Consider the following 10,292-nt stretch of genomic DNA (forward strand, 5'->3'; position numbering starts at 1 on the left):
GTGCGGTTGACACACCGGTGGATGCGGGTAGTTGATGTCCGCGGCCATGGAGTGTGTGGTGAAGGCGTCGAGGCGCTGAGGGTCACCCAGGTGCGAGGACTGATCGTCGTCAGCAGCTCGAGCGATGGCGGATGGCTGTTCAAGGGGGACACACCGCCTTTGCCGCTGAGCGCCCTCGACGAGCTTCTCGCCGAGACGGTACGCAGGGTCAAGGCTGCGTGAGCGAGCCGATTTCACACATGCGGCAGCCAACCGGAGCCGTGCGGCGACAGGACAAAGCCACGCCCCTGCGGGTCTTTGCATGCGGTCATGCCTGAATCGTCGACACCGCAAACGAAGCCATTGACCGTGAGAGAGTGAGCTGGCGGAAGCGTTTTGACGGACTGGCCGGCCACGATACGTGACGGTTCCCCGCCACTCGTCTGGTTAAGCCCGCTAGTGGTTCCTATCCAGTTGACGCCACTGATTCCCGCCGCCGGGTTTGACGCCGCGGGCGGTATGGCCGGCAAGTTATTTCCGCTACACGACGCCTGGTCGAGCGTGAACTTGCAGACGATGCCATCAGGCGTGAGAAAGTACACCGTCGGTTCGGGCTGCCGTCCCGGGTTTGGCACCAAGACCTCGTAATCCTTGACGTTGGCGGGAGCGTATCCGCTCAAGTCGGGGAAGCTGAGCGCGTCGGCGTGTGCGACACATGTACCTGCCAGAGCGGCGCCCACAAGTGCGCTCATGCCGGTGAGTGTCGTTGTTGTCATTTCGTTCCTCGACTCTGCTGGTTCAACGGGTCATTGGAAGGGGTTGACTTGAAATTCTCGAGTTTGATAGGGCGTTCCGATCGGCACACCATTCGCTTCCGTGCCCGTATTCCACTGACTGACAAGCAGTTTCAAGTCATCCAACGTTGAGCCGGGCACAATGTATCCCCCGTAGGGCTGGGGCAGAAACTTTGGTGCGCCCGGGTCGCCGTTCTGCGCGACGACAGTGGTCGGCACGTTGCCGAAAACGCCGGTCGGATTGGGTCCGACCCGTACTTCCATGCGCCCGCCTTGGGCGTCGACATTGAATCCCGACAAGACCGGCTTGCCACCGATCTCCCGAAAACTGAGCTCGCCGTAACGGTCTGTCGTCACCGGCGTGGCCTGTTGCCCTGCCTGTCCCCAGGCGTTCCCGGTCCACGGTCGCCAACTGTTGCGATCGAACACCTTATCCGGGTCTGCTTGATACATCGTGACACCTCGGCTGCGGTCGAAGGAGTCGGCCGCGATGTACACCTTGCCGTCAGAGCCCTTGTATCCGCTGACCTGAGTGGGCGCGTCTCCCGCGGCCCGGAAAGAACCCGGCACCATGGTCCATCCCTTGCCGGGGTCGCCGTTGACCTCGACCAGCCACGAACCTGCGGGCTGGAGGTTTCCCTTGGTGCCCGTAACCATCATGTACGTCTTGTCGCCCAGGGTGATCGTTCCTGCGGGAAGCGTGTCGTCGATGCCGGCTTTGACCGCTTCGGCCGGCATCGTGAATAGCTCGTGACCGCTGTCCTTCGCTCCGGTCAACGGCGCTCCGAAGTGCGGGCGTCCGTCGGCGTCGAAAGTCACCGGCACGGCCACCGATCGATAATGATCACCTTCGCCAACTTTGTTGCCTGAGAACGAATCCCCGAAGATCGCAAGGAATCTTCCCGGTTGCCCGGGCACTTCGACGATCTCGCCGAGGTCCGCGGCCCCGATCCCCGGGATCCCGGGAATGCCTCCGGTCCCGGCGATCGGGCCCAGATCTCTGAACTCGCCTCGCAAGGGGCGTTCCACTATGTCGTCGATGGCAGGGGGCGGGTCGTAGCCTTCGGTGTGCAATGAACCGAGCGCTTTGTGCAGGGTGTCGGAGTAGGCGTTGCGGATTGATTCCATCTGTTTGATGGCATCGCGGACGTCGTCGACGGCGTCGGCGTGGGCACCTTCGATCAATTTCAGCAGTTTGTTGCGTTCCTGCTCGGGCAGGTCCAGCTTCAGATCCTCCTTCGCCGCGCCGATCAGCTTGTCGAGAAACTGCAAATGATGGTCCAGGCTGGCGATTTCTGCGGAGCCCTGCTTCTGCGCGTCGGCCAGCGCGGCGGCGATATTTTCCAGGTCGGCGCCGATCTTGGGCAATTGCTCGGATTGCGCGCCAAGCGATTTTGTTACCCGCTGAACTTCGGAGGAGTCGTTGATCGGATTGTCGCCGTTCTCGTGATTCCACGACGCCTCGAAGCGCTTTCTGGCTTGCTCGAATGCGTGGTCGGCTTCGGCAGAGTGTCGGCCGGCGTTATGAAACGCCTCCGCCAGCCGCGAGATCTGGAACGGGCTGCCCGCCTGCAGGCTCTGGTTGACCGCCCAGGGGTCACCGCCCGCCGCCCCGATCAGCTCCGCTTCGCTCAGATTCGCCAGCGCCATCGCACGGTCACTGGCCGCTTGACAACAAGAACATCGCCGGCCCCCTCTGCGAAGCAAGCGTACCGCCGCATCAGGGCCGGTCGACGGCGAATTCGCCCGCCCGGTCGAGCCGAGGTTGATCTAAGCCTGCGTCCCGGCGAGCTTTCGTGTCGTCAGCGCTTCGGTGTCCTGGAAGGGCCGGCCGTCGGGGCGGAGCAGGTCGTGAAACCAGACCTTCGGAATCGCGGTGTACGGGTGATCCCACGATTCCCACGGGAAGTAGGTCTGGGTCTTCCCGGCGACCAGACCCCAGTTGATGGCGCCGACGTTGTGGCGCTTGGCAATTGGCAGGATTCCTTCCACGGTGCTACCCCGCGGCCTGGCCATGTACTCGGTGCAGAGGATGGGCCTCCCCAGCGGGGCGAGCTCGCCGATCCGGGACTCGAAGCCCGCGGGTTCGGCATAGGAATGGAACGTGACCACGTCCGCGTTGGCCAGCTGGATGTCGCTGATGGCGCTGCGCCCCTGGGGTTGTCCCCAGTCGCCGCGCCACACGCCGCTGGTGAGCGGCTGGCTGGGGTCGACGGCGCGCGCCCATCGGAACACCTGGGGGAGCAGGTTCCCGACGAGCTGTTCCTTGTCGCTGCGCTCGGTGCTTCGGTACACCTTCGCCGGGTTGTCGGGCTCGTTCCAGAGGTCCCACCCCAGGACGCGGTCGTCGGTGCGGAACTGCGTCAACACCCCGGTGACGTAGTCGCGCATGACAGCCGCATAGCGGGGATCGCCAAGGCGTTCGGCGCCGGGGCTCTGCACCCAGCCTGAGTTGTGCACGCCGGGGGCCGGCGCGCGCTGCCGCCCCGCCTTCGGCGCCGGATCCCAACACGAATCGAAGAAGACGAACAGCGGCTTGATGCGATGCCGCGCGGCGATGTCGACGAACTGAGCCAGGCGCGTCTGAAAACCCCGTTGATCCTGAGCCCAAAGCTGATCGTGCAGGAACACCCGGGCGGTGTTGTGCCCATAGAACCTGGCCCAGCCGAGTTCGGCGTCGATCCGGCGCGGATCGAAGGTGTCGGGCTGGAACATTTCCAGCTGGTTGATCGCGTTGGAGGTGATGTAGTTGGATCCGACCAGGAAGCCCTGCGCCTGATACCAACGGTTGGCGCGTTCGGCGGGCCATCGGCCCGCTTCCTCCGCCGAGGCGCGTGGCACCCGGGCGAGCGCGGTGCCTGCTGCCAGCAAAACCGGCAGCTTGAGGGCCGTTCGTCGTTGCACGATGTGACGATAAATTTTCCCGGCGATTTCCCCGGGATTTGCCCAGCGCGTCGCGCCGGCTTGACGGGGGAATTGTTATCGCCCCGTCACCTGGCGCTCGTTGGCCCTACCCGCGGGCTAGCGCAACTTGCGGCCGTAACTGTCCTTGACGCTGCCGGTGAACATCATGATCGCGTCGACGATGGCCCAGATGACGCTCGCGAGCAGGACGGGAAAGCCCAGAAAGCAGAAGAGCGTGAACACCGTGCCGAAGATGCCGAGACAGAGTTGCGCGACGGCGATTCGAGTCGAGTCGAGGTAGAAGCGGCCGGCGCCGAACAGCCCGAAGAACAGCTGCAGCAAGCCGGCGGTCGAGGCCGACTTGTCCGACAGCGGTAGTCCGGTGACCGGGTCGCGGCCGTAGGGCGCGTGGGAATCGCCGTGACCGGCATAGCCGGGATACGGCGGATAACCAGGGTATGGCTGCGCGGGCGGCGGAAAGCCCGGCGGCGGAGGCCCGGGCGGCCGCCGGCCCCAGGGTGGCTCATCGGACGGGTTTCCCTGCGGGTCCGGCGTCGACATTGGCCCGAGTTAACCCCGGCACCGGCACCGCGTCCACCTCGGAAGCCCTTAACTCTTTCTCAGGCAAAGATTTGTAGACGCCAATAGTTTCCTATTGCTACTATCGCATCACGACATCATCACGACTCGGTGAGGAGCGATCCGTGCAGGCACTGTCATTCGATGCGGCCGCCGCCGGAATCGGGACGGATGTGGTCCGCGGCGCCGCTCAACGCCTGCAGGCCGGTGCCGCCGCATCGCCGGCGACCACCGCTTTGCTGCCGGCCGGGGCCGACGAGGTGTCCGCGCAGGCGGCCCTCGCCTTCGCCGCCGAAGCCTCCGCCTTCCTGGCACTGAACACGGCGGCGCAAGAAGAGCTGGTTCGGATGGGCACGGCGGTGGTCGACATCGCCCGGATGTATTCGGAGGTCGACGCCGCAGCGGCGGGCAGCGTGCTTGCGGTGCGCCCGCTGGCGACCTACCGGATGGCCGGATAACCACCGAGGCCGGCGCCGGCAAATTCGCGCCGGCGGAGACGGCAAAGTTACTTCAAACTTCACCCTCGAGAGCGCGATACTGAAACCGTGCCCGATCGAAACGTGCTAGGCGGTCCGCTGGAATCGTGCGGCACGGAACCACTGACCGGTTACTACCGTGACGGCTGTTGCTCGACGGGGCCCGAGGACATCGGCCGGCACACGATCTGCGCGGTCATGACCGCCGAATTCCTCGAGCACCAGCGTTCCATCGGCAACGACTTGCTGACTCCGGTCCCCGAATACCGATTCCCCGGCCTGCTGCCCGGTGACCGCTGGTGCGTGACGGCGCTGAACTGGCTTCGGGCGCACCAGGATGGCTGCGCCGCGCCGGTGGTGCTGGCCTCCACGCACGAGCGCACGCTCGAGGTGGTGCCTCTGGAGACGCTGGAGGAACACAAGGTCGACGTGCCCGACGACTTGGCGAATCTCTAGGGGCCACGGGGGATCGACGCCCCGGCTCTGTGTCATATTTCTCTTCGGCGACACGTCGAAAAGAGGATCCGGTGGGCTCTGCCGTTGATGACATCGACTTCGATGACCTCACCGCGCCCAAGCTGACCGACGTCCAACGTCAGATTCTGGACTTCACCGAGGCCAAAGTGGTCGACCTCGACATCGACCGGATGCTTGCGGAGGCGGTCGAGCAGGCCGGGCTGGAGCGGGGAGCCGACCTCGACGACGTCGACGGCTTCGCCGGTCGGCTCGCCGCTCACGTCGCCGCGATCGACGGCGACGAGGGCCTGCGACAGCTGACACGGTCCTCGCTGCGGCAACGAGTCGTGCGTCTGCTGCGCAACCGGTTGTCGCTGACCGAACTCCTCAAGCGCTACCCGGAAATCGAAGCCATCCCGATCGAGAAGCCGTTCATCGTCGTCGGAATGCCCCGGTCGGGCACCACGCATTTGGTGAATCTCATTGCCGCCGACCCGCGCCGTCGGGCGTTGCCGTACTGGGAGAGCCAAGAACCCATTCCCGCCCCCGGGCAGGGCCCCGACATCTCCGGCGTCGACCCGCGTTACGCGCGAGCCAAATCCGAGCACGACGCGCTGATGGCCAGCGCGCCGTTGGTCGCCGCCATGCACGACCGATTCCCCGAGGCGATCGAGGAAGAGGTCGAGCTCCTCGACCTCGATCTGGCCGCCTACGTCCTGGAATGGCATGCACGCGTGCCGGACTGGCGCGATTACTACCTGGGCCTCGACCAGAGCCGGCACTACGCATACCTACGGAAGGTGCTGCAGGCCTTGACCTTTCTGCGGGGCCCGCGGACCTGGATCCTGAAGAGTCCGCAGCACTGTGAACAGCTCGGCCCGCTCATGGCGACGTTTCCCGACGCGACCGTGGCCTTCACGCACCGCGATCCCGTGGCGGTGATCCAGTCGGCGATCACGATGATGGCCTACTCCGATCGACTGCGCCGAACCAGCATCGAGCCGGACTGGCTGGTGGACTATTGGAGCGACCGGGTGCACCGACTGCTCAGCGCGTGCGTGCGCGACCGCGACCTGGTGCCGGCCGAACGCAGCATCGACATCAGTTTCCATCAACTGAACGGCAACGAGATGCCGGTCCTCGAAAGCCTTTATCGCTGCGGCGGCGTCGAACTGACACCGAAGGTGCGGGCTCGCTTCGAGAAGTATCTGGACGGCAACCCGCGGGGCAAACACGGCCGCATCCGCTACCACCTGCACCGCCACTTCGGCGTCACGCCCGACGAGTTGCGCGGGCGCTTCGACTTCTACTTCGACAAGTTCGACGTCCAGGCCGAGACCTAGCTGGAAGGCAACGACAGCGATGAGTTCCGATCCGATCTACCGCAGCCGGCCCGGCGCCGACGCCATGCGGCCCGCTTCCGCCGAACGGGCGGAAGAGGTCGCGCCCGGGCTGTGGTGCTCACCGGGGCTCTCGAACTCCTACCTACTCACCACGCGTGACGGCCGGGTGATCGTCAACACCGGCATGGGTTTCGAGGGCCCGGTGCACCGCGCGAACTTCGACGCCGTCGATCCCTCGCCGGTGCGCTACATCGTGCTCACGCAAGGACACGTCGACCACGTCGGCGGTTTGGACAGCGTCCGCGACCCGGGGACGACCGTCGTCGCCCAGGCGAATTGGACGCTCTGGCGAGACGACAACGAACGACTCATTCCGTATCGCGCCAGTCGCAGCGCGTTCGCGTTCAAAGAGACCCTGGCCACCGGCATCCAAGCCATTCAACGGCGGTTGGGTAGCACCCGGTTGGCCGGCCAGAGCGTTCCCGTCGTGGACCTCGATTTCGAGGACACCCTGACACTAGAGGTCGGCGGCCGGCGGTTGGACCTGATCGCCGTGCCCGGCGGCGAAACCACCGACTCCCTGGTGGTGTGGCTGCCGGACGAGCGGATTTGCCTATGCGGGAATGTCTTCGGTCCGCTGTTCGGACACATTCCCAACCTGGTCACTATTCGCGGCGACCGGTATCGCGACGCCCTTACCGCCATCTCCTCGGTGGAGAGGGTGCGTGACCTGCGGCCCGAACTCCTGGTGACTGGTCATTTCGAACCGATAGCGGGCTCCGAGCGCATTCATGCCGAGCTGACCCGGCTGCGCGACGCGATTCGGTACGTCCACGACCAGACGGTCGAGGGGATGAACGCGGGCAAGGACGTGCGAACCCTGATGCGGGAGATCACGCTACCCGCGGAATACGAAGTGGGACAAGGCTATGGGAAGGTGGCCTGGGACGTGCGGGCCGTCTGGGAAAACTACTCCGGCTGGTTTCACCACGAGTCGACCACCGAGCTCTATCCGGTCGGGTTCGACGCCGTCGCGGCAGACGTGGTCGAGCTCGCCGGGGCCGACGCTTTGGTGGGCCGGGCGCGGGAACACCTTGCCGCCGGTCGCCCGCTGCAAGCCATCCATCTTGGCGAGCTCCTTCCGTCCGACCATGCCGGGGCTCGGGCGGTGCTACGCGAGGCACACGGAGAACTGTTGGCCGCCAGCACGAACTTCTGGGAGACCGCCTGGCTGAAGAATCAGATAGCGAGGAACTCATGACGGCACGGGTCAGCTTCGACTTCACCGGCACCACGGCGCTGATCACCGGCGGCACCAGTGGGATCGGGCACGCGACCGCCGTCTTGTTCCGCGACGCCGGGGCCCACGTCGCGGTCACCGGAACGAGACCGGCGGCCGCCGACTACCAGGCCGATCTGTCCGGCATGGAGTATCACCAGCTGCAGATCAGCGACCCCGATTCGGTGGACGCGCTGGCGCGGAAGTTCACCAGCCTCGACGTGCTGGTCAACAACGCCGGTGCCAATTTCCCCGGCGGCCTTGACGAATCGAAGCCGGACGGATTCGAGGCATCGGTCGCGCTGAACCTCACCGGACCGTACCGGTTGACGCTCGGGCTCTACCGCGCGTTGAAGGCGTCGACGGCGGACGGCGGCGCCAGCGTGGTGAACCTGGCGTCGATGTCGGCGCTGCGGGCCGTCCCCTTGGTGCCGGGATACGGCGCGGCGAAGGCCGGGATCGTCTGCGTCACCAGGAACCTCGCGGTCAAATGGGCCGGTAAGGGGATTCGGGTGAACGCGGTGGCGCCCGGCGCCATCGACACCCCGATGACCGCACCGATGCAGGGCTCGGCCGAACTGGTGGAGTCCGAGCTGGCGCACATCCCGTTGCGCCGCTTCGGTTCCGTCGGCGAGATCGCCCCGACCATCGCCTTCTTGTGCACCGAGCAGAGCAGCTACACCAGCGGCGCGGTGTTCGTCGTCGACGCCGCCTCAGACTGCGTCTGAAAACCGAGGAGACACATGACAAGTGCCCTGCGCCCCGAGGATTTCTACCACACCGGCGTCATCGTCCCCGACCTCGACGCCGCCATGGCCCGGCTCAGCGCGCTGGCCGGCTACCGCTGGATCGCCCCGATGACCTACACCCTGCCGTTCCGCACGCCGACCGGCGTCCGCGAGTTGACGTCCACAATCGTTTACTCACTGCAGAGCCCACACCTGGAATTGGTGCAAGAGGTGCCCGGGACCCCATGGATGGCCGCGCCGGGCAACGCGGTTCACCACCTCGGCTATTTCAGTGACGACCTCGCCGCGAGCGCCCAAGCGCTCGAGGCCAACGGCTTCGCCCTCGAGATGACGGCGGACGTGCCCGGATCCGAACTCGGGCTATTCGCTTACTACACAGACTCTTCGGGGGCGCGCATCGAGATCGTCGATCGGGCGCTGTTCCCGGACTTCCCCGCCTTCCTGCAGTCGATGGCCGCCCCACAGGAGGCGTGACGTGTTGCTAACGGTGCTGCGCTTCAACTTCGCCTCCCCGCACGGCGAACCCCGCACGCAGAGCAGGCTGTTGTCGGCCGCCCTCGAATTGGCGCAGTGGGGCGAGGCGCACGGCATCACCTCGATCAGCGTCGACGAGCATCACGCGACCGGACACGGCTGGAGCTGCAACCCCATCATGGCGGCCGCGATGTTCTTGGCCCGGACCTCGACGCTGATCGCCAGCGTGGATTGCGCGCTGGGCCCGCTGTGGAATCCGGTCCGGCTCGCTGAGGACATCGCGCTGGTCGACAACATGAGCCGCGGCCGCCTACACACCACGGTGGGCCTCGGCTATCGTACGGTCGAATATGACGTCATGAGGACCGATTTCGCGCGCCGAGGCGCGCTGATGGACAGCCTGCTCGAACGGATGCTGTCGGTGTGGTCGGGCCCCGATGCCGACGCGGGAATCTGCACCGGCACCTGGACCCGACCGCATCCACCGCTGTATGTCGGTGGCGGCGCGCGCGCCACGGCGCGACGGGCGGCCCGCTTCCGGCTGCCGCTCAGCCTGGCGGATCACCTGCCCGACATCGCCGCCTACTACCGTGAGCTGTGTGCCGAGGCCGGCATGACGCCGCTCATCCTCATGCCGGGCCCGGTGAACCGCGGGATGATCTTCCTGCACGAGGACCCCGACCGCGCGTGGGCGGAGCTCGGTGACCACATCCTTTGGGAGGCAGTCACTTACGGCGGTTGGTCGACCGATCAGCGGTCGCTCATGCATTTGCCCGGGGTGCAGACGCTGGACGAGGTCAGGGCGTCGGGACGGTACCGCTTCCTTACCCCCGACGAGTTGATCGCGGAGGTGCGTGACGCCGACGATTACGGCCCGCTCGTGCTGCACCCCCTGGTTGGTGGCATGCCGGTGGACGAGGCCTGGAAGTCGGTCCAGTTGCTCACCGAGAAGGTGCTGCCCGCCCTCAGCTAACTCGCCGAACCCCTGATTGCCCATAGGAATAAGGGGTATGCGACCGGGCATGACAAAAGCTCGAAAAGCACTGGCGCTCATCGGGGGCGCCGCGACACTTGGATTGGTGCTCACCTTCGGTGGCGGCGCGGGCGCGTCCGCCTTGGCAAGCAATGCTCCCGCGGCGCCGCCGGCCACCACGTCGTCCAGCCCGGCGCCACCGCCTTCTCCGGAAGGAACCTACGGTGGCGGCGGTAGCGGAAGTTCGGTGACCGGCGGTGGCGGGGCTGCCCGGCGGCGGCTGGGC

The 10,292-nt window shown here is 66.0% G+C and carries 11 protein-coding genes and 2 pseudogenes; 9 read left to right on the forward strand and 4 right to left on the reverse strand.

Going from position 1 to position 10,292, the window contains the following annotated elements:
* Nucleotides 1-222 (forward strand): annotated as a pseudogene (locus A5691_RS02680) (hypothetical protein); the annotation flags it as partial.
* A gap of 11 nt (nt 223-233) precedes the next feature.
* On the opposite strand, the gene A5691_RS27065 reads toward A5691_RS02680, so the two are convergent.
* The 4 genes from A5691_RS27065 to A5691_RS02695 form a co-directional block, all read right to left on the reverse strand.
* A complete protein-coding gene (locus A5691_RS27065) occupies nt 234-731 on the reverse strand; it encodes a hypothetical protein (protein WP_082950102.1) in 498 nt (165 codons plus the stop codon).
* A 54-nt stretch (nt 732-785) separates the two neighbouring features.
* The gene (locus A5691_RS02685) at nt 786-2,423 is read right to left on the reverse strand and encodes a DUF4185 domain-containing protein (RefSeq protein WP_068018110.1); all 1,638 of its coding nucleotides are present in this window, start codon (nt 2,421-2,423) and stop codon (nt 786-788) included.
* Between the two features lie 120 nt (nt 2,424-2,543).
* A complete protein-coding gene (locus tag A5691_RS02690; RefSeq protein WP_067748793.1) occupies nt 2,544-3,677 on the reverse strand; it encodes a 1,4-beta-xylanase in 1,134 nt (377 codons plus the stop codon).
* Nucleotides 3,678-3,794: 117 nt separating this feature from the next.
* Complete coding sequence (locus A5691_RS02695) at nt 3,795-4,238, reverse strand: TM2 domain-containing protein (protein WP_067748796.1); 444 nt, start codon at nt 4,236-4,238, stop codon at nt 3,795-3,797.
* A 143-nt stretch (nt 4,239-4,381) separates the two neighbouring features.
* Between A5691_RS02695 and A5691_RS02700 the strand changes: the two genes are divergently transcribed.
* The 8 genes and pseudogenes from A5691_RS02700 to A5691_RS28500 form a co-directional block, all read left to right on the forward strand.
* Nucleotides 4,382-4,714 carry a PE domain-containing protein gene (locus tag A5691_RS02700; RefSeq protein ID WP_067748799.1) on the forward strand — a complete coding sequence of 111 codons (333 nt, stop codon included), beginning with the start codon at nt 4,382-4,384 and terminating at the stop codon, nt 4,712-4,714.
* A gap of 87 nt (nt 4,715-4,801) precedes the next feature.
* On the forward strand, nt 4,802-5,188 hold the full coding sequence (locus A5691_RS02705; RefSeq protein WP_067748802.1) for a DUF2237 family protein: 387 nt from the start codon (nt 4,802-4,804) through the stop codon (nt 5,186-5,188).
* A 71-nt stretch (nt 5,189-5,259) separates the two neighbouring features.
* A complete protein-coding gene (locus A5691_RS02710) occupies nt 5,260-6,531 on the forward strand; it encodes a sulfotransferase (RefSeq protein ID WP_067748805.1) in 1,272 nt (423 codons plus the stop codon).
* A gap of 19 nt (nt 6,532-6,550) precedes the next feature.
* Nucleotides 6,551-7,792, forward strand: coding sequence for an MBL fold metallo-hydrolase (locus A5691_RS02715; protein WP_067748808.1), 1,242 nt, complete (start codon nt 6,551-6,553; stop codon nt 7,790-7,792).
* A complete protein-coding gene (locus A5691_RS02720) occupies nt 7,789-8,538 on the forward strand; it encodes an SDR family NAD(P)-dependent oxidoreductase (protein WP_067748811.1) in 750 nt (249 codons plus the stop codon). Before A5691_RS02715 ends, A5691_RS02720 begins: the two co-directional genes overlap by 4 nt.
* A 15-nt stretch (nt 8,539-8,553) precedes the next feature.
* Nucleotides 8,554-9,033 carry a VOC family protein gene (locus A5691_RS02725; protein ID WP_067748814.1) on the forward strand — a complete coding sequence of 160 codons (480 nt, stop codon included), beginning with the start codon at nt 8,554-8,556 and terminating at the stop codon, nt 9,031-9,033.
* A gap of 1 nt (nt 9,034) precedes the next feature.
* The gene (locus A5691_RS02730; protein WP_067748817.1) at nt 9,035-10,006 is read left to right on the forward strand and encodes an LLM class flavin-dependent oxidoreductase; all 972 of its coding nucleotides are present in this window, start codon (nt 9,035-9,037) and stop codon (nt 10,004-10,006) included.
* Between the two features lie 49 nt (nt 10,007-10,055).
* Nucleotides 10,056-10,292, forward strand: a pseudogene (locus tag A5691_RS28500) (hypothetical protein); the annotation flags it as partial.

The organism is Mycobacterium sp. E183 (genome assembly GCF_001667735.1).
Lineage (GTDB): Bacteria > Actinomycetota > Actinomycetes > Mycobacteriales > Mycobacteriaceae > Mycobacterium.